Origin of the sequence: Massilia eurypsychrophila (assembly GCF_002760655.1) — a bacterium.
In the GTDB taxonomy this organism is placed as follows: domain Bacteria; phylum Pseudomonadota; class Gammaproteobacteria; order Burkholderiales; family Burkholderiaceae_D; genus JAFCUW01.
Window position 1 is genome coordinate 353,604 of record NZ_PDOC01000001.1, and the last position, 18,303, is coordinate 371,906.

At 64.0% G+C, this 18,303-nt stretch carries 21 protein-coding genes and 1 tRNA gene; 13 read left to right on the forward strand and 9 right to left on the reverse strand.

The features are described 5' to 3' along the window. Positions 1-30 precede the first annotated feature (30 nt). The 4 genes from atpG (at position 31) to CR105_RS01675 (ending at position 3,966) form a co-directional block, all read left to right on the forward strand. Positions 31-906, forward strand: a complete 876-nt coding sequence (gene atpG, locus CR105_RS01660; RefSeq protein ID WP_099786685.1) for a F0F1 ATP synthase subunit gamma — start codon at positions 31-33, stop codon at positions 904-906. A 32-nt stretch (positions 907-938) separates the two neighbouring features. After that, positions 939-2,339, forward strand: coding sequence for a F0F1 ATP synthase subunit beta (gene atpD, locus CR105_RS01665; RefSeq protein ID WP_099786686.1), 1,401 nt, complete (start codon positions 939-941; stop codon positions 2,337-2,339). A gap of 30 nt (positions 2,340-2,369) precedes the next feature. Then, positions 2,370-2,792, forward strand: coding sequence for a F0F1 ATP synthase subunit epsilon (locus CR105_RS01670; protein WP_099786687.1), 423 nt, complete (start codon positions 2,370-2,372; stop codon positions 2,790-2,792). Positions 2,793-2,913: 121 nt separating this feature from the next. Continuing rightward, positions 2,914-3,966 (forward strand): S41 family peptidase, encoded by a 1,053-nt coding sequence (locus CR105_RS01675; RefSeq protein ID WP_099786688.1) that lies wholly within the window; start codon positions 2,914-2,916, stop codon positions 3,964-3,966. A gap of 52 nt (positions 3,967-4,018) precedes the next feature. Here the strand turns inward: CR105_RS01675 and CR105_RS01680 are convergent, their stop codons facing one another. Beyond that, on the reverse strand, positions 4,019-4,633 hold the full coding sequence (locus CR105_RS01680; protein ID WP_099786689.1) for a peptidoglycan recognition protein family protein: 615 nt from the start codon (positions 4,631-4,633) through the stop codon (positions 4,019-4,021). A 144-nt stretch (positions 4,634-4,777) separates the two neighbouring features. Here CR105_RS01680 and CR105_RS01685 point away from each other — a divergent pair, with 144 nt between their 5' ends. Then, positions 4,778-5,215: a CoA-binding protein gene (locus CR105_RS01685; RefSeq protein ID WP_099786690.1), complete on the forward strand. Its 438-nt coding sequence runs from the start codon at positions 4,778-4,780 to the stop codon at positions 5,213-5,215. Beyond that, positions 5,212-6,042: a PPK2 family polyphosphate kinase gene (locus tag CR105_RS01690; RefSeq protein WP_099786691.1), complete on the forward strand. Its 831-nt coding sequence runs from the start codon at positions 5,212-5,214 to the stop codon at positions 6,040-6,042. The genes CR105_RS01685 and CR105_RS01690 overlap by 4 nt, the downstream gene beginning before the upstream one ends. Positions 6,043-6,124: 82 nt before the next feature. On the opposite strand, the gene CR105_RS01695 is transcribed toward CR105_RS01690, so the two are convergent. Continuing rightward, positions 6,125-7,501 carry an HD-GYP domain-containing protein gene (locus CR105_RS01695; RefSeq protein WP_099786692.1) on the reverse strand — a complete coding sequence of 459 codons (1,377 nt, stop codon included), beginning with the start codon at positions 7,499-7,501 and terminating at the stop codon, positions 6,125-6,127. Between the two features lie 156 nt (positions 7,502-7,657). Between CR105_RS01695 and CR105_RS01700 the strand changes: the two genes are divergently transcribed. Continuing rightward, complete coding sequence (locus tag CR105_RS01700; protein ID WP_099786693.1) at positions 7,658-8,251, forward strand: glutathione peroxidase; 594 nt, start codon at positions 7,658-7,660, stop codon at positions 8,249-8,251. A 40-nt stretch (positions 8,252-8,291) separates the two neighbouring features. Here CR105_RS01700 and pabB read toward each other — a convergent pair whose 3' ends face one another. From pabB to CR105_RS01715, 3 genes are read right to left on the reverse strand one after another with little or no spacing between them, the layout of a single operon-like run. Beyond that, entirely contained in the window at positions 8,292-10,112 is a 1,821-nt protein-coding gene (pabB, locus tag CR105_RS01705; protein WP_099786694.1) for an aminodeoxychorismate synthase component I, read from the reverse strand. 22 nt (positions 10,113-10,134) lie between these two features. After that, positions 10,135-10,713: a nucleoid occlusion factor SlmA gene (gene slmA, locus CR105_RS01710; RefSeq protein ID WP_099786695.1), complete on the reverse strand. Its 579-nt coding sequence runs from the start codon at positions 10,711-10,713 to the stop codon at positions 10,135-10,137. A 38-nt stretch (positions 10,714-10,751) separates the two neighbouring features. Further along, positions 10,752-11,480, reverse strand: a complete 729-nt coding sequence (locus tag CR105_RS01715; protein WP_229413546.1) for a pyrimidine 5'-nucleotidase — start codon at positions 11,478-11,480, stop codon at positions 10,752-10,754. Positions 11,481-11,514: 34 nt separating this feature from the next. Between CR105_RS01715 and CR105_RS01720 the strand changes: the two genes are divergently transcribed. Further along, entirely contained in the window at positions 11,515-12,393 is an 879-nt protein-coding gene (locus CR105_RS01720) for a TraB/GumN family protein (RefSeq protein WP_099786696.1), read from the forward strand. Positions 12,394-12,408: 15 nt separating this feature from the next. On the opposite strand, the gene CR105_RS01725 is transcribed toward CR105_RS01720, so the two are convergent. Further along, positions 12,409-12,483, reverse strand: a tRNA-Thr gene (locus CR105_RS01725). Between the two features lie 60 nt (positions 12,484-12,543). Next, on the reverse strand, positions 12,544-13,470 hold the full coding sequence (gene argB / locus CR105_RS01730) for an acetylglutamate kinase (RefSeq protein WP_099786697.1): 927 nt from the start codon (positions 13,468-13,470) through the stop codon (positions 12,544-12,546). Between the two features lie 155 nt (positions 13,471-13,625). On the opposite strand from argB, the gene CR105_RS01735 reads away from it, so the two are divergent. Further along, positions 13,626-13,859 carry a cysteine-rich CWC family protein gene (locus CR105_RS01735; RefSeq protein ID WP_099786698.1) on the forward strand — a complete coding sequence of 78 codons (234 nt, stop codon included), beginning with the start codon at positions 13,626-13,628 and terminating at the stop codon, positions 13,857-13,859. 18 nt (positions 13,860-13,877) lie between these two features. Here CR105_RS01735 and CR105_RS01740 read toward each other — a convergent pair whose 3' ends face one another. Both CR105_RS01740 and CR105_RS01745 read right to left on the reverse strand, forming a co-directional pair. Beyond that, a complete protein-coding gene (locus CR105_RS01740) occupies positions 13,878-15,155 on the reverse strand; it encodes an extracellular catalytic domain type 1 short-chain-length polyhydroxyalkanoate depolymerase (protein WP_229413547.1) in 1,278 nt (425 codons plus the stop codon). Between the two features lie 24 nt (positions 15,156-15,179). Next, positions 15,180-15,593, reverse strand: coding sequence for a ribbon-helix-helix domain-containing protein (locus tag CR105_RS01745; RefSeq protein ID WP_099786699.1), 414 nt, complete (start codon positions 15,591-15,593; stop codon positions 15,180-15,182). Between the two features lie 111 nt (positions 15,594-15,704). Here CR105_RS01745 and CR105_RS01750 point away from each other — a divergent pair, with 111 nt between their 5' ends. From CR105_RS01750 to CR105_RS01765, 4 genes are all read left to right on the forward strand, one after another. After that, entirely contained in the window at positions 15,705-15,905 is a 201-nt protein-coding gene (locus CR105_RS01750) for a DUF1289 domain-containing protein (RefSeq protein ID WP_099786700.1), read from the forward strand. Next, a complete protein-coding gene (locus CR105_RS01755) occupies positions 15,906-16,349 on the forward strand; it encodes a hypothetical protein (RefSeq protein WP_099786701.1) in 444 nt (147 codons plus the stop codon). It abuts the gene before it with no gap. Beyond that, positions 16,346-17,266, forward strand: a complete 921-nt coding sequence (locus tag CR105_RS01760) for an MBL fold metallo-hydrolase (RefSeq protein ID WP_099786702.1) — start codon at positions 16,346-16,348, stop codon at positions 17,264-17,266. Before CR105_RS01755 ends, CR105_RS01760 begins: the two co-directional genes overlap by 4 nt. 76 nt (positions 17,267-17,342) lie before the next feature. Further along, positions 17,343-18,296: an NAD(P)H-dependent flavin oxidoreductase gene (locus CR105_RS01765; RefSeq protein WP_099786703.1), complete on the forward strand. Its 954-nt coding sequence runs from the start codon at positions 17,343-17,345 to the stop codon at positions 18,294-18,296. Positions 18,297-18,303 lie beyond the last annotated feature (7 nt).

Here is an 18,303-nt window from a genome sequence, read left to right on the forward strand (position 1 = left end):
CGCCGGATAGCGCAAAAGGAGTAAGGACTCATGGCATCAGGCAAAGAGATACGAGGCAAGATCAAGAGCGTAGAGAATACGAAGAAGATCACCAAGGCGATGGAAATGGTCGCCGCATCGAAAATGCGCAAAGCGCAGGATCGCATGCGGGCCGCCCGTCCCTACAGTGACAAGATTCGTAATATCGCCGCCAACCTTGCCTCTGCAAATCCGGAATACACGCACCCGTTCATGGCGCAAGCCAAGAACGTCGAGGCGAAGGCTGTTGGCTTCATCGTTGTCACGACCGACAAGGGTCTGTGCGGCGGCATGAACACCAACATCCTGCGGATGATGACGCAGAAAACGCGCGAGCTGGAAACAGCTGGCAACAAGATTGAAGCCGTTGCCATTGGCAACAAGGGTTTGGGTTTTTTGAATCGGGTAGGTATTCGGGTCGTGTCGCATGCGGTCCAGATTGGCGATACGCCGCACCTGGAAAAGTTGATCGGACCTGTCAAGGTCATGCTCGACGAATACCAGGAAGGCAAGCTCGACGCCGTCTACCTGTGCTACACCAAGTTCATTAACACGATGAAGCAAGAGCCGATGGTGGAGCAGTTGCTGCCGCTGGCCGCTGACAAGCTCGAAGGCGACAAGGGTAATCACTCTTGGGACTACATCTACGAGCCGGAAGCGCAAACCGTGATCGATGAACTGCTGGTGCGCTATGTAGAGGCGCTGGTCTACCAGGCGGTCGCTGAAAACCTCGCATCCGAGCAATCGGCGCGTATGGTCGCGATGAAAGCGGCAAGCGACAATGCCGGTAGCGTCATTGGCGAGCTGAAACTGGTCTACAACAAGACCCGCCAGGCAGCGATTACCAAAGAACTCTCCGAGATCGTCGCCGGTGCGGCAGCGGTCTAACCCGTTTTTAAATATATATAGAAGGAACGAACATGGCTGATGGCAAAATCGTTCAGTGTATTGGCGCTGTTGTTGACGTTGAGTTTCCACGCAACGCAATGCCTAAGGTTTTTGACGCACTGAAAATGGCGGGCTCCGAACTGACCCTGGAAGTACAACAGCAGCTCGGCGACGGCATTGTCCGTACCATTGCGCTGGGTACCTCCGACGGTCTGCGTCGCGGTATGGCAATCCAGAACACCGGCAAGCCAATCATGGTACCGGTCGGCAAAGCTACGCTTGGCCGCATTCTGGACGTGCTGGGCAATCCGATCGACGAGTGCGGTCCTGTCTCGCACGAGCAGACCGCATCGATCCACCGCGTCGCTCCTGCATACGACGAACTGTCGCCATCGCAAGAGCTGCTGGAAACCGGCATCAAGGTGATCGACCTGGTGTGCCCGTTTGCAAAAGGCGGTAAAGTCGGCCTGTTCGGCGGCGCCGGCGTCGGCAAGACCGTCAACATGATGGAACTGATCAACAACATCGCTAAGGCGCACTCGGGTGTTTCCGTGTTTGCCGGTGTGGGTGAGCGTACTCGTGAAGGTAACGACTTCTACCACGAGATGGCTGATGCCAAGGTTGTCGATCTGGAAAATCCAGAGAACTCGAAAGTGGCGATGGTCTACGGCCAGATGAACGAGCCGCCAGGTAACCGTCTGCGCGTTGCGCTGACCGGCCTGACGATCGCCGAGTCGTTCCGTGACGAAGGCAAGGACGTTCTGTTCTTCGTGGACAACATCTACCGCTTCACCCTGGCAGGTACCGAAGTATCCGCACTGCTGGGCCGTATGCCATCGGCCGTGGGTTACCAGCCAACGCTGGCCGAAGAGATGGGCCGTCTGCAAGAGCGCATCACGTCGACCAAGACCGGTTCGATCACCTCGGTGCAGGCCGTGTACGTGCCAGCGGACGATTACACCGATCCGTCGCCAGCGACCACCTTTGCTCACCTGGACTCGACCGTTGCTCTGTCGCGTGACATCGCCTCGCTGGGTATCTACCCTGCGGTCGATCCACTCGACTCGACCTCGCGCCAGCTGGACCCGCTCGTCGTCGGCCAGGAACACTACGACACCGCGCGCGCTGTCCAAGGCACCCTGCAGCGCTACAAGGAATTGCGTGACATTATCGCGATTCTGGGTATGGATGAGCTGGCTCCTGAAGACAAGCTGCTGGTTTCGCGCGCACGTAAGATGCAGCGTTTCCTGTCGCAGCCGTTCTTCGTCGCTGAAGTGTTTACCGGCGCGCCAGGCAAGTACGTTTCGCTGAAAGACACGATCAAGGGCTTCAAGATGATCGCATCGGGCGAGCTGGACCACCTGCCAGAGCAAGCGTTCTACATGGTTGGCACGATCGAAGAAGCAATCGAAAAAGCCAAGAAGCTCGGTTAATCGCGCTCCTTCACACCGATAGGACAACACATGGCAAACACAATTCACGTTGACGTTGTATCGGCTGAGTCCCTGATTTTTTCGGGCGAAGCCGAGTTCGTCGCGTTGCCGGGTGAAGCGGGTGAGCTGGGGATTTATCCCAAGCACACCCCGCTGATCACGCGCATCAGGCCGGGTGCTGTACGGATCAAGGTAGTTGGCCGCGAAGAAGAAGAGTTCGTCTTCGTCGCGGGCGGCATCCTGGAAGTGCAGCCGAACGGCGTGACGGTTCTGGCCGATACCGCGATCCGCGGTCACGACCTTGACGAAGCAAAAGCGATGGAAGCCAAGAAACTGGCCGAAGAGCAGCTGGTCAACAAGGAATCGAAGATCGACTACGCCAAGGCGCAGTCCGAGCTGGCCACCGCCATCGCCCAGCTGGCGGCAATCGCCCGCTTGCGCAAGGCGCGGTAACGCAACTCATGCATCACTGGAAAGGCAGCTTCGGCTGCCTTTTTTTATGGCCGACGCCCCTATACTTGCCAATTGGAATGATCTATAGTTGGCTTCATTGCAACCATAGAAAGTCAGCCACATGCGCAAACTCTCCGCCGCCTGCATCGCCGCCGCGCTGTTGTTGCAGGTGCCAGCCGGCATGGCGCAAACCGCGATCGACACCGCCAGCCGTGCCCAGCTCATCGACAATCTGGTCCGCGAGCTGAACGCCAACTACGTCTTTCCTGAAGTTGCCGGCAAGCTGGAGGCTGCCTTGCGCGCCAAGCAGAAGCGGGGCGATTACGACCGTGCGGCCGACGCACAGGGGCTCGCGGTGTTGCTGACGAGCGAACTGCAAGCCGTCAGCGGCGACCTGCACCTGAACGTGCGCTACAGCGACACGCCGGCGCCGCCTCGGCCAACCGGCCCCCGTCCGGCGCCCACGGCCGAAGACGAGGCGCGCTTTCACGCGCGCGCCAAGTCGATGAATTACGGCCTCGGCAAGGTCGAAAAACTGCCTGGCAATATCGGCTACCTCGAAACGCAGGGCTTCGGCCCGGTAAAGTACGTCGACAAGGCGTTCACCGCGGCGATGACGCAGCTGGCCGACAGCGACGCCCTGATCATCGACATGCGCGGCAACGGCGGCGGCAGCCCGGACAGCATCGCCTTCCTCAGCAGCTATCTGTTCGACAAGCGCACCCACCTGAACAATCTGTACTGGCGCGAAGGCAACCGCACCGAGGAGTTCTGGACAACCGAAGACGTGCCCGGGAAAAAGTATGGCGAGCAGAAGCCGGTCTACGTGCTGACTGGCCCGCGCACTTTTTCCGGCGCCGAAGAGTTCAGCTACAACTTGCAGCAGCTCAAGCGGGCGACGCTGGTCGGCGAGAAAACGCGCGGCGGCGCCAATCCTGGCGGCATCCGGCAGCTTACACCCCATTTCAGCGTATTCGTGCCGAGCGGCAGAGCGATCAATCCGATCAGCAAGACCAACTGGGAAGGCACGGGAGTGACGCCGGATGTGAAAGTGGCTGCGGCCGACGCGCTGGTCAGCGCGCAGAAAATGGCGCTTGAAAAGCTTGCCGCCGATGAGCGCGATCCGCAAAAGGCACAACTGCTGCGCACCCGCCTGGCCGAACTCGCAAAATAGCTAAGTTAATCCAATAGTTAGCTGTTTATACGGTAACGGTTGCGGAGAACAGTTACTGCTCTCGGGCTAGGCGCAGCGCGACTTTGTGGCGGAAGTAGCCATCCTGCAAATAGTGGTACAGGTTCGCGCCAGGGCACACCGTGCTCGCCGAGTGATCCTTGTGCCCGGCAATCGTGTCGATCGACACCTTGTGTTTTGCCGCCAGCAGCGCCATCAGGTCGACCGTTGCGTCGAGCTGCTTCTGGTTCGGCTGCACGTCTTCGAAATTGCCCACCACCTCGATCAGCGCGTGCCCGGTCGGGTTGTATTCTGTATTGGTGTCGCCGGCGTACTCGATCTTGCGGCCCTCATAGATGCGGCCGTCCAGGTCGATGATGTAGTGGTACGGAATGTCGAGCCAGCGCTTGGTCGCGCGCGACCAGGTCTGCAGGTTGCGCAGGTACTGCACCGGATCCTTGCCGACCGGGAACGGCTCGCCCTGGTGGTGCAGCGTGATGTGCGTGATCGCGTGCTTGCGCGCCAGCGCCGCGTCGGCCGGCGTGCCGCCCCAGCCGGCCACCGGGACGATGCGCCGCTCGACATCGGCCAGCGTCTCGGCCGGCACCGCGCCGGCGAGCAGGGCGCCGGCGGCGAACAAAGCGTGGGCCAGGCAAATTTTGAATGTCATTTCACGCACTCCATAGCTGAGAGCGCTATCTTTTCACATTTGCCGCCGGAAAGCCACGCCGTCACAGGCGCCGCCACACTGTGGCGACATTCGCCCGCGCGAACTGTTACGCTTCTGGCATCCCAACTGACCAGTCGACCCGCCATGAAGACCATCCGCCAGATCCTCGAAGACGCCCATACCATCGCCGTGGTCGGCCTGTCGCCCAAGCCCGAGCGCGCCAGCCACGAGGTGGCCGCCTTCCTGCAAGGCCACGGCTACCGTATCGTGCCGGTCAACCCGACCTGCGCCGGCCAGCAGATACTTGGCGAGCCGGTGTATGCCAACCTGCGCGATGCCGCCACCGCGCTCGGCGCCGAGGGCCTGCGGATCGACGTCGTCGATTGCTTCCGCAAATCCGAAGAGATCCCCGAGATCGCGCGGGACGCCATCGCGATTCGCGCCAGCTGCTTGTGGATGCAGCTTGGCATCGAAAACCAGGTAGCGGCCGACATGTCCTCGGCCGCCGGGCTCGACGTGGTGATGAACCGCTGCATGAAAATCGAGCACGCCGCGCTGGACGCCGCCACGGAGCAACCGTGAAAGCGCGCGAACGTTTCCGCGCCGGCAAGAATTTCAAGTTGCTTGAGGACGATGCCGACGACAAGCCTCTGCGCGACGGCAACACTGGCGACAGCAAGGGCGAGACCAAGCAACAAGAGCGCGATCAGACTGCCCAGCTGACCAGCCAGATCGCGCGCCTGCAAGAAATGCTGTACGCGCAGCGCACTCACAAGTTGCTGCTGGTGCTGCAGGGGATGGATACGTCCGGCAAGGACGGCACCATCACGTCCCTGTTTCACGGCATCAATCCGATGGGCCTGCGGGCGGTCGGCTTCAAGGCGCCGACCAGCACCGAGCTGGCGCACGATTTCCTTTGGCGCATCCACTCGCATGTGCCGGTGGCGGGCGAGATCGTCATCTTCAACCGCAGCCATTACGAGGACGTGCTGATCACCGTGGTGCAGGGCATGATCGATGAGAAAGAGTGCAAGCGGCGCTACGCCCAGATCCTCGACTTCGAGCGCATGCTGGCCGAGTCCGGCACCATCATCGTCAAGGTATTCCTGCACATTTCCAACGACGAGCAGCGCCAGCGGCTGCAAGAGCGCTTGATCGACCCCGACAAACAATGGAAGTTCGATCAGAACGACGTCGTGCAGCGCAAGAAGTGGGATGAGTACCAGCAGGCGTACCAGCGGGCGATCGTCGCGACCGATACTGACCACGCGCCGTGGTACGTGATACCGGCCAATTCAAAGACGCACCGCAACCTGCTGATTTCGACTTTGCTGCTCGAAATCCTCGAAGACCTGAAGCTGAGTTTTCCCAAGTTCGACCCGGAGCTGGCGAAACTGAAGATCGAGTAACTTCGGACCTGGCCGGATGCGCGAACACTGAACCGAGGTTAGATAATTCTGGCGATGATTTTCTTGCGCGGCTGCGAACGCGTCAGCTCGCGTACGGCAGGCTGCCGGCGAACGATTTCTGCGACAGCGCCGCCAGCTTCGGCAGCGCCACTGTCGCTTCGTGCGCCAGCGCCCGGTCGGAGTCGTCGTCGAGCAGCTCGATCAGGCTGGCGAATGCCACCGTCTCGTCCGGCGAGCTTGCCGTGTGCAGCGCCAGGTCACGAGCGATGTCGCGCAGGCGCCACTGGATCTCGCGCGTGGCGACGGCTTTTTCGAACATCAGCGTGCTATCCGATGTCTGACCGAGGCCATGGTCGGCGTTCAGGTAAGCATCGAGCCCGGTGCCGACGAACGCGCGCTGGATGGTCAGGATGCGCTCCACCGTCCGGCCCAGCAGCTCGCGCGTATGCGGCGACCTGGCACCGGGGCCATTGACCATTCCCGCGCTAAGGTCGAGCACTGCGCATATGCGCCGGAACAGCAGCGGCGTGTCCTCGCGCCCGGCGATGTCCGCCTGCGCGGCCGGCCGAACAGGCGATTCGCGCTTGAGCACGCCGGAGATGGCCGACACCAGCTCGCGCGCGTGCTCGCCCGGCACCAGCTTCAGTGCCAGCTCGGCGCGTTCGAGCGGGTTGTCCTTGCCTATCACGCCAGCGATCATCTCCGCCACCGCCACCGCCTGGCCGGCAGCGCTGATGCGCTTGCCTGATGACTGGCGCGGATAGCCGGTGCCGTCGCAGCGCTCGTGATGCTCGGCCACCGCGCGCCCGACCGCCGGCGGGTAGGGCGCCAGTTCGTCGACCAGCATCTGGCCCAGGCGCGGATGGATCACCAGCTGCGCCCACTCGCGCGGCAGCAGGCGCTTGCCGGGCGCCAGCCAGGCCGGTGCGATGTACAGTTCGCCGATGTCGTGCAGCAGCCCGGCCAGCGCGGCGACGTTCTGCTCGTCGTCGGCCAGCTGCAGCGTGCTGGCCATGCACAGCGACAGCAGGCTGACGCTGACGGCGTGTTCGAGCGCATGGGCGTTGTCATCGTGCGCCAGCGTCAGCAGCATGCGCAGGGAGTCGCTCAGGGCGATCTTCGACAGGTAGACCAGCGGGATCGCGGCGCTGCCGCCGGTGGCGAGCAAAATCCGCCTGATCGGCGCGCTGCTGTCGAGGACACGCCGGGCGGTACTGACCACCAGCGCGGTGTCGACCGCGTCTTCCACCCGGATCGACGATTCGATGCTCCTTTGCAGCTTCGCGCCGCGCAAGAGGTTGAAATGCCCGTCCCCCAGCAGGGCCCCGCGTGCCACCAGCTTCACCCCGTGCACATCAACGATTTCCTGGGTTGCCATCACCGGCCTGGCGCCGGCGAGCCGCACCAGCTTGTCGAGAAAATGCTTGTTGACTGCGGTATTGAGGCGAGGGTCGGACATGGGTGGTTTCCTTTAAGATAGGCCATCATACCAAATATTGCCAATAGGAATTTTATTTGGGCCATTTGTCGTGGACAAACCGGGCGCGCCTGCGGCACAGGCAGCCGCTGTCAAATTGACATAGAATGGATTTCCCTCTCCCCACCTGGAAAAACAATGTCCAAGACTTCGCTTGCCCTGCTGTCCCTGTCGGCTGCCTTGCTGTCGGTTTCGCCCGGCGCCGTGATGGCCCAGGCGCCTGCCGTGGCCGCGCCGGCGGTCGCGTGTCCTGCGATCCTGAAGCAGACCTTTACCCGGCTGCAGGACGAGGTGCCGCAGAATCTTTGCCAGTACGCCGGCAAGGTGGTGCTGGTGGTGAACACGGCGAGCTATTGCGGCTTTACCAGCCAGTACGAGGGACTCGAGAAGATGTACGCCAAGTACGGCAAGCAGGGGCTGGTGGTGCTCGGCTTCCCGTCGAACGACTTCGGCAAGCAGGAACCGGGCAACTCGAAAGAGATTGCCGACTTCTGCTACAACACCTACGGCGTCAAGTTCCCGATGTTCTCGAAGTCGTCGGTAACCGGCGCCGCCGCCAATCCGCTGCACGCAAGCCTGATCAAGCAGACCGGCAAGGAGCCGAAGTGGAATTTCACCAAGTACCTGATTGGCCGCGACGGCAAGGTGCTGGAGTATTTCCCGAGCAAGGTCACGCCGGACGACAAGCAGATGGTGACAAAGATCGAGCAGGCGCTGGCCGGCCAATCGTAGTAAGCACTCACCCACTTCCGCTGGACCGTCGAACCGGAGGTTAATGCATCAGGTAAGCGCGCAGCGGTCCGCGCAGTGCGTTGCAGACGACGATGTCGTCCGCCGCCAATAGCATGGCGCGCGTGATGATGCCTTCGCGCGCCTTCCACGCTGGCGCCGACAACAGCACGCCACGCATCACCCCCGGCAGCACGCCGCTCGCCAGCGGCGGCGTGATCCAGCGCCCACCAATGCGCACAAACACATTCGAACGGCCACCCTCGGCCAGCTCGCCGCGCTCGTTGAAGAACAGCGTGTCGAAGCCACCTTGCTGCTCGGCGGCGCGCCAGCCGGCGTCGTAGCGCGACCGGATGCTGGTCTTGTGACGCAGGAACAGGTCGTCGGCCACGGTCGCATCGTCGGCCAGCAGCAGGCCGACCGGTTCGGCGATCGGCGCCAGCGGCGCGCTCTGGACGGTGAACTGGCCGTCGGCGCCGAGCGCCAGGCGCAGCCGGTAGCGCAATTCCGGCGCAAAGGCGGCGCACGCCTCGTCAAGCGCGGCGGCGGCCGCGCCGGCATCGAAGGCAAAGCCAAAGTAGCGCGCCGATGCCGCCATCCGCGCGAGGTGCAGTTCCTGGTAGCGGCAGCCTTCGTCGCGGCTGGCGCGCAGCGTCTCGAACAGCTCGAACTGGTTTTCCAGCCCGGTCAGGAAGCGCGCCTTCAGCCGGCACTCGGCGTATTCGTCGGCGGCGTCGCTGTCGAAGACGATGCCGGCACCGACGCCAAGTTCGCCCGCGCGCACGCCGCCCGCTTGCGGCTGCAGCGCCAGCGTGCGGATCGGCACCGACAGGCAGAAGTCGCCGATCGCCACGTCGCCGGCGGGCGGATCGAACCAGCCGATCGCGCCGGTGTAGATGCCGCGCGCCGCAGGTTCGAGTTCGCCAATGATCTCCATCGTGCGCCGCTTCGGCGCGCCGGTGATCGAGCCGCACGGGTACAGCGCGGTGAAGATGTCGGCCAGCGTGGCGTCGGTGCGCAGCTTGGCCGTCACCGTCGACGTCATTTGCAGCACGCTGCTGTAGCGCTGGACGTCGAACAGCGCCGGCACCGCCACGCTGCCGGTGGCCGCCACGCGTCCCAGGTCGTTGCGCAGCAGGTCGACGATCATCAGGTTTTCGGCGCGGTTCTTGCTGTCGGCCGCCAGCGCGCGTGCGCGTTGCGCGTTGTCGGCGTCGTCGTCACCGGCGCTCGCCGTGCCTTTCATCGGCCGCGCCAGAAGTTCGCCGCCGGCGTGACGGACGAACAGCTCGGGCGACAACGACAGCACCGCGTCGCCGCCGGGCAGGGCGATCAGCGCGCCGTACGGCACCGGCTGGCGCGCGCGCAGTCTCGCATACAGCGCCGGCAGCGAACCGAAGGCGTCGAAGCGCAGCCGGTAGGTGTAGTTGACCTGGTAGGTGTCGCCGGCCTCGATGTACGCGTGGATGCGCGCCAGCGCGTCGGTGAACTGCGCTTCGTCGACGTTGGCGCGGACGGCGCCGATGCCGGCAGGGCCTGCGCCGTGATCGGCGCGCGCGGCCAGCCACGCGGCCACCTGCGGCTGCGACAGGTGCTCGCAGCGCTCGAACAGCAGCACCTGCGCCAGCGGCCGGTCCAGCGGGTGGGCGCCGGTGCCGAGCAGGTGGCCACCGAGTTCGTACGTCAGCAGCGCCACCGCGTGCAGGCCGCGGCCAAGCGCGTCCTGCATATTGGCCAGCAGCTGCGGCCATTGCGCGGCGTCGGCGCAGGCGAGGGTGCCGGCGTATTGCGTGTACAGACGCGAGAGCGCGGCCGCGGAGTCGCTGGCGTCGTCGAGCAGGGCGTAACAGTCGGCAGTGTTCATGCGGTACGAACGGCGCTTCGAATCAGGCCGCCAGCAGCAGCGCGATCTGCACGGTGGTGCCTTCGGTCGGATTTTGCCTGAAGCCGCTCTTGGCGTAGCGGTGCCAGCGGCCCACCACATAGCTCACCAGCAGGCTGGCGCGCGCGGCGACATCGGCTTCGGCGCCATGTCCCTGGGTGACCGCCAGGCGCAGCGACTGCTTGCACGCCAGCTCCACCTTGTCGTAGAACTGGTTCATGCGCAGCTGCAGGCGGTCGTCTTCATTGACTAGCGCGTCGCCGATCAGCACCCGCGTCATGCCCGGGTTATTCGCCGCGAAACCGAGCAGCATCTGCAGGATCGCGTGAGCCTGGTCGACGCCGCCATCCTCGCGTTCGGCGATCTGGTTAATCAGGCCGAACACGCTCGTCTCGATGAAATCGATCAGGCCTTCGAACATCTGCGCCTTGCTGGCGAAGTGGCGGTACAGCGCCGCCTCCGACACGTCGAGCCGCGCCGCCAGCGCCGCGGTGGTGATCTTTTCGCCTTTCGGCTGTTCGAGCATTCCGGCCAGGGCCTGGAGGATCTGCAGTTTGCGCTGGCCCGGCTTGGTGCTTGCCATGTGTTCTCGATGAAGGTGGAGGGTTGGACTGAATCGGATCAGCGCAGCTGGTGCAGGCGGGCGGGCAGCTGTCGGACAGATTTTACTTTGACATCGACGTAAGCGGGGCGTTTTAGCATCCGCGGCAGCGGCGCGGTGCCGATCGGATCACTCATGCGCAGGTACTGCGTGATCCACACGGTGCGCACGCCAAGCTGGCGCGCGGTGCGCAGGTTCGCCAGCGTGTCCTCGACCAGGATGCAGCGGTGTGCCGCAACGCCGTGCCGGCGCAGCAGGCGGCGCAGCATCAGCTTCGACGGCTTCGGCCGCAGCTGGCCATGCACGTGCATGTTCTCGATGGCGATGTGGTGGCTGAAGTGGCGCTGCAAGCCGAGGTGGCGCATGACGTCGCGCGAGTACACCGTCGGCGCGTTCGTCAGCAGGATCTTGCGCCCCGGCAGGCTGCGCAGCATGCGCGCCAGGCCCCGTTCGGCGCGGATCATCTGCGCCAGGTCGGCCAGGTCGTGCGTCTCGGCCAGGAAGTGGGGGGCGCTGACCTCGTGGTGGCGGATCATGCCGAGCAAGGTGGCGCCGTAGCGCTTCCAGTAGCCCAGGCGCGCGGCGTTGACCTGCTCGATCGTCGCCGGCGTGCTACCGTCGCCCAGCACGCGGGCGATGTAGGTGTTCATGTTGGCGCTGATCAAGGGGAAGATCGCGTGCGATGCGTCATGCAGCGTGTTGTCAAGATCGAACAGCCACAGGGGCGCCGACGGGTTATGATTTGGCACGGGAAACTTTATTAAAATGTCAACAAGGAAAGCGATGAGACGTCAGATTATAGTGGTCTTCTTCAGTCTGTTCTGGCTGGCCTCCGGCGCGGCGTTCGGCGCCGACCGCGGCGCGCTGTTCAAGGTAACCGGCAAGGGACACACGATGCACTTGTTCGGCACCATGCATCTGGGGGTGCCCGAATTCTATCCGCTCGAGCCGCGCATCACGCGGGCGGTGGCGGAAGCGGCGACGCTGGCGCTGGAAATCGACCCGGCAATGGCGCCGGCGGAAGCGGCGGCGGCAATGCGCGAATACGGCCTGGCCAGCCCGGGTGCGTCGCTGCCGCCGCCACTGGCGGCGCGCCTGGCGCCGCTGCTGCAAAAGGCGGGCATGGATCCGGCCGCGCTGGCGCCGCTCAAGCCGTGGGTAGTGGCGATCGTGCTGGCGGTGCATGAATTCGGCGTGCAGGGCTTCCGCCCCGATCTCGGCGTCGACGCGCACCTGGCCACGCTGGCGCTGGCGGGCAAGGCGAAAGTGGTCGGACTTGAATCGGCGGGTAGCCAGATGGCGCTGTTCAGCAAGCTGACCGAGGCCGAGCAGCTGCGCTACCTGGAGGACGCGGTCACCCTGGTCGAATCGGGCAAGCACCGCGCCGATATCACCGAGCTCACCGACGCCTGGCGCAAGGCCGACCGGGCCGCGCTCGACGCGCTGGCGCTGCGCCTAGACACCGATGCGACCTTTTCCGGGCGCTTCACGCGCGACGTGCTGCTGGCCGGCCGCAACGTCGGCATGACCGACAAGCTGGCGCAATTGCTGGAGCGGGAAAACAAGGCAGTGGCGGCGATCGGATTGCTGCACCTGATCGGCAAAGGCAGTGTGCCCGAGCTGTTGCGTGCGAAGGGATTGACGGTGGAGCGGGTGTACTGAGGTGCTGCGGGGAGGTGGTGCCCTTTACGTGGATTGAACACGTGGCCTCTCCCTTACCAAGGGAGTGCTCTACCACTGAGCTAAAAGGGCGACTGCTTTGGTGGCGCAGGAAGTTGCTCGGCTTGCCGAGCATTGCGTCACCAAAAAATTTTAGTGCGACCGGATCATAGTGCCAAACGCTTGTTCGGTCAAGACTTCGAGCAGCAAAGAGTGCTCGATGCGCCCGTCGATGATGTGCACCGTATTCACGCCGGACTTGGCCGCGTCCAGCGCCGACGAAATCTTCGGCAGCATGCCGCCGGAGATGGTGCCGTCGGCGAACATCTCGTCGATTTCGCGCGCCGACAGGTCCGTCACGAGGTTGCCCTTCTTGTCCTGCACGCCGGCGATGTTGGTCATCATGATCAGCTTTTCGGCCTTCAGGATTTCCGCGATTTTTCCGGCGACGACGTCGGCGTTGATGTTGTACGCCTGGCCATCCTGGCCGAAGCCGATCGGCGAAATGATCGGGATGAAGGCGTCGTCCTGCAGCGCCTTGACCACCGCCGGGTTGATGGCGTCGATTTCGCCGACAAAGCCGATGTCGAGGAACTCGCCCGGCTTTTCGCGGTCCGGCATCGACATCTTGCGCGCGCGGATCAGGCCGCCGTCCTTGCCGGTCAGGCCGACAGCCTGGCCGCCGTAGTGATTGATCAGCATGACGATGTCCTGCTGCACTTCGCCGCCCAGCACCCACTCGACCACTTCCATGGTTTCTTCGTCGGTGATGCGCATGCCTTGCACGAAGGTGCCTTGCTTGCCGATTTTCTTGAGCGCATTGTCGATCTGCGGGCCGCCGCCGTGCACCACCACCGGATTCATGCCGACCAGCTTGAGCAGGATGACGTCGCGCGCGAAGCCGTGCTTGAGGCGCTCGTCGGTCATGGCGTTGCCGCCGTATTTGATGACGATGGTCTTGCCGTGGAAGTTACGGATATACGGCAGCGCTTCCGCCAGGATCTGCGCCTTGATTTGCGGCGATACCTTGGCCAGGTCATCTTGAAGGTCGGTAGGAAGCTTGGGAATGGCAGCGGTCATGGCGGGTCCAAATGAATTTTGACGAGATTTTACAGGAACAAGCGGGTTTGGGCTGTGGCCATTATATGGCGATCTTGTTGTATTTTAATTCCTGTTCCGCTACTGTAGGCCGATATGAGTTCCACGCCCACACTCCACGCCTGCCGGGAGGCCGCATGAGCACCTGCACCCGCTGCGGCGCCGCGTTCGCCTGCGCGATGGCCGACGGCGGCGACGCGCCGTGCTGGTGCACCGCGCTGCCGGCGGTAGTGCCGGTGCCCGGCGAGCCGGCCGCGTGCTGGTGCCCCGCCTGCCTGCAGCAGCACATCGCCGAATCAGAGCGTGCGTCGCGTCCGGGGTCTGACCCCGAGAGGCCAGACCCCGGTGTGGCCGCCGGCTTGCACCAATAAACTACACAACGAGCCGGCTTAGCGCTTGGTCTGGAAAAACCGCATCATCTCGCGGCTCGCGTCCGGACCCTTGCCATCGGTATAGCTGCCGCGCGAACTGCCGCCCGACCACGCGTGCCCGGCGCCGTGAATTAGCCATTGCTCCGCGTGCGGCGTGCCGTCCGGATGCTGGTGCACCGTGCGCGTATAGGCGTGCCCATCCGGCACGCGGCCCGGCTCGACGACCATGTCGTTGGCCGCCTGGTGCTTGCCCCTGGCGATCAATTCGTCGCCATTGGCAGGGTGCACCGTGGTGTCCTTGTCGCCGTGGAACACGATGATCGGAATCGCCTTGCCCTGCGATTGCGGCCGGCGGAAGTTGCCCTTCATCGCCGCCAGCGCCGACGGCAGGTCCTGGGCCGACGCGAACGGCAGCCCCGAGTGCACGCCAACGGCCGCATACAGGTCCGGATACAGCGTGCCCATGATGGTTGCCATCGCGCCGCCGGCCGACAGGCCGGCGACATACACCTCGCTGGCATCGACGTTATGGCTGGCCATGACCTCGCGCGTGATGCCGGCGATGATAGACGGCTCACCCTGGTCGCGCGTCTGGTCGACCGCGCTGAACCAGTTCCAGCAGCGCTGCGCATTGGCCTGCTGCGACTGGGCCGGATACACCACCAGGCACTGCAGCTCTTCGGCCAGCTGGTTCATCTGCGTGCCGCTGGCGAAGTCGAGCGGATCCTGGGTGCAGCCGTGCAGCATCACCAGCAGCGGCGCCGCTTTCTCGCCGGAATAGGTGCTCGGCACGTACAGCTTGTAGCTGCGGGTGCCGGCCGGCGTCGTGTGGCTGCCGTCGATAAACTTGCCCGGCAGCGCTTCAGCCGGGCCGTGCGCGCCACCCATGGCGCCGCCCATCGCGCCGAGGTCGAACGCCGGCATGTCGAAATTGGGCATCTTGAAGTTGCCCATGCCGGCGCCGCCGACACGGTCGAGGTTGGCCATCAGATCCGGCATGAAGCGGCTCATTATTTCGGCCGCGTCGGTCATCGGCGTCGGCGACGGTTGTGCCTCTTGCTGAGGAGGAGGCGGCGGCGGCGGCGCGGCCGATTTGGCGGCGTGCGGGGGCGGCGGATTGATGTCGCGCATCGCCTGTTGCTGGCCGGCCGGCCGGTGGGCGTTGGTGGTATCGGCGGCGGCAGCGCCGCCGTTCAGTGCTCTCTGGATCGCCGAGGTCGCTGCGGCCGGGCCCTGCCCAAGCAGGGTGCGTGTTGCTGTACGGATGTGCGCAAACATTTTGTCGTTCAGTTTCATTGGGCGTTCCTTAATTTGTGTGCATCACAAGATGCGAGCTGCCAGCGCCGTCTTGACTGCGGCGCTGGCGTGCAAGGTGCCAAGCACAAATATCGATTCAATCGTCGCCAGGGCCAGTTCGGCCGGTACGTCGCTGGCGATGCTGGCCATGCCAAGCACCTGGATCTGCAGCCGTTCACCGGCCGCCAGTGCCACTTCCAGGTCCGCTTTCGAGTAGTGATGCATGCCGAGCACCAGGCTCCTGCGCGCAACGGTCTGCTTCACCACGTCGGCATGGGTGTTCAACTGGTTCCGGATCGCCGTGCGGATCAAGTCCGTCCGATTAGAATAAAACCCTTCGTTCACCAGCAGGTCTATCTGACCCAGGTCGATGAGACCGAGATTGATCGTAATTTTTTCCGAATCGTACGTCTTCGGCTTGACTTCGCGTGGTTCCATCGTCCCCATAACATCCTCGTAGCATCCATGTACCATCTGTATGGATGGTATTTTACAGAAGCATCGTCGCCGGTCAAGCGCGATTCAATTGAATGCGCTAATCTTCTGGCCATGAGTCCACAACAACAACAGCAGTCCCCGGTGCCGTCGCCCTGCATCAGCCTGTGCGAGATGGCGCCCGACACCGGCTTGTGCCGCGGCTGCCTGCGCACGATCGATGAAATCGTCCAGTGGGGCAGCGCCGACGACGATTACAAACGCGCCGTGTGGGCCGAGATTCGGCGCCGCGAAGCCGACATGGAGTTTCGCTAGATGCAGTTTTACCAACCTGCCGGCACCATCGCCGGGCCGGCCTACGGCGCCGGCTTCAAGACCTTCGCCAGTTTGCTGACCGTAGCTTTACTGGCCTACGGCGTCAGCATCACGCTGCGCTACCCGGTGATGTCGTACGGCTTCGGCGTCAAGGCCATGCTGATATGCGCCGCGGCGCTGCTGATGGTCAGCTATTACTGGTTCCTGCGCTCGGTGACGACCATCGACGCCGCCGGCATCCGCCAGAGCTTCGTGGTCGACAAGCGGGTCGAATGGCGCGACGTGCGCGGCGCCAAGATGATCGGCATCCCGTATCTGAGCTGGCTGTTCCCGCCGCGGATGGTGGTTCGGACCGGCACCTCGTTCACCACCTTTAACGGCGGCTCGCGCGAGCTGCTGATCGAGTTCGCCAAGATATCGCTGGCGTTCCAGATGAAGAAATGAGCGCCGCGTTCACCTTGCCGGCGTCGATGCGCATCTTCGAGCGCGGCTGGCTGTCGGCTAATAACATCTTGTTTACAGGCCGCGACGACACCGCGCTGATCGACACCGGCTACCTGACGCACGCGCCGCAAACGCTGGCGCTGGTGCGCCACGCGCTCGGCGAGCGCCGGCTCGACCGCGTCATCAACACCCACCTGCATTCCGACCACTGCGGCGGCAACGCGGCGCTGCAGGCGCACTACGGCTGCTCCACCGCGATTCCCGCCGCCGAAGCCGAAGCGGTGCGCGGCTGGGACGAAGATGCCCTCAGCTACAAGGCCACCGGCCAGCAGTGCGCGCGCTTTTCGTTCGACGCCACCGTGGCGCCGGGCGACCAACTGCTGCTCGGCGGCCAGCACTGGCAGGCGCTGGCCGCGCCGGGCCACGATCCGCGCTCGCTGATTTTCTACTGCGCCGCCGAAGGCATCCTGATCTCCGCCGACGCGCTGTGGGAGAACGGCTTCGGCGTCATCTTCCCCGAGCTCGACGGCGAATCGGGTTTTGCCGAAGCGCGCGCCACGCTCGTGCTGATCGCCGGCCTGGATCTGCGCCTGGTCATTCCCGGTCACGGCGCGCCGTTCGCCGATGCGAAAGCCGCGCTGGCGCGCGCCGGCACCCGTCTCGACTACCTCGAAGCGGACCCGAAGCGCAACGCCGAAAACGCCGTCAAGGTGATGCTCAAGTTCCTGCTGCTCGAGCGCCAGCAGATTGCGCTCGCCGACGTGCCGGCGATGTTCGACGCGATCCCGATCCTGGCCGGCGCGCGCCGGCGCTTCCTGCACAAGGAGCCGTCCGAACTGGCCGACTGGGCGATCGCCGCGCTGGTGCGCGCCGGCGCCGCCCGCATCGACGGCGCCATGCTGGTCAATCGCGACTAGATTCCAGCACGACCGTTCTTTTTTGGTTCATAATGGCATGGCCGTTCCGATCAATCCTTCCGCTCGAAAGTCCGTCATGGCGCTGCCCGTCGCATTGCAAAACCTGTCCCTTCCCGTCATTGGTTCGCCGATGTTCATCGCCAGCGGACCTGCGCTCGTCGCGGCCCAGTGCAAGGCCGGCATCGTCGGTTCCTTCCCGTCGCTGAACGCCCGCCCGGCCGAACTGCTCGACACCTGGCTGACCGACCTGAAGACCGAACTCGATGCGTACCGTGAAGCCAATCCGGGCGCCCGGGTCGGCCCGATCGCGGTGAACCAGATCGTCCACCAGTCGAACGACCGCCTGGCGCACGATGTGGAAGTGTGCGTGCGCCACCAGGTCCCGATCATCATCTCGTCGCTGCGCGCGCCGCCGAAGGAGATGCTCGACGCGATCCACAGCTACGGCGGCATCGTGCTGCACGACGTCATCTCGATCCGCCACGCCAAGAAGGCGCTGGAGGCCGGCGTCGATGGGTTGATCCTGGTCGCCGCCGGTGCGGGTGGTCACGCCGGCGCACTGTCGCCGTTCGCGCTGGTGGGCGAAGTACGCAAATTCTTCAGTGGCCCGCTGGCGCTGTCAGGCTCGATCGCCACCGGCGACGCGATTCTTGCGGCGCAGGCGATGGGCGCCGACTTTGCCTACATCGGCTCGCGCTGGCTGGCCACCAAGGAATCGAACGTCAGCGACGCGTACCGCGATGCGATCGTCGAATCGGCCGCGGCCGACGTCGTCTACACCAACCTGTTTACCGGCGTGCACGGCAACTACCTGAAGAAGTCGATCGTCAACGCCGGCCTCGATCCGGAAGCCTTGCCCGAATCTGACAAGAGCAAGATGAGTTTCGGTTCCGGCAGCGCCAAGGCGTGGCGCGACATCTGGGGCGCGGGGCAGGGCGTTGGCCTGATGGACGACGTGCCGACGGTGGCCGACATGGTTGCGCGCCTGAAAGCCGAATACGACGCCGCCAGGGCCCGCCTGTCCCTTTGAGGTAGCG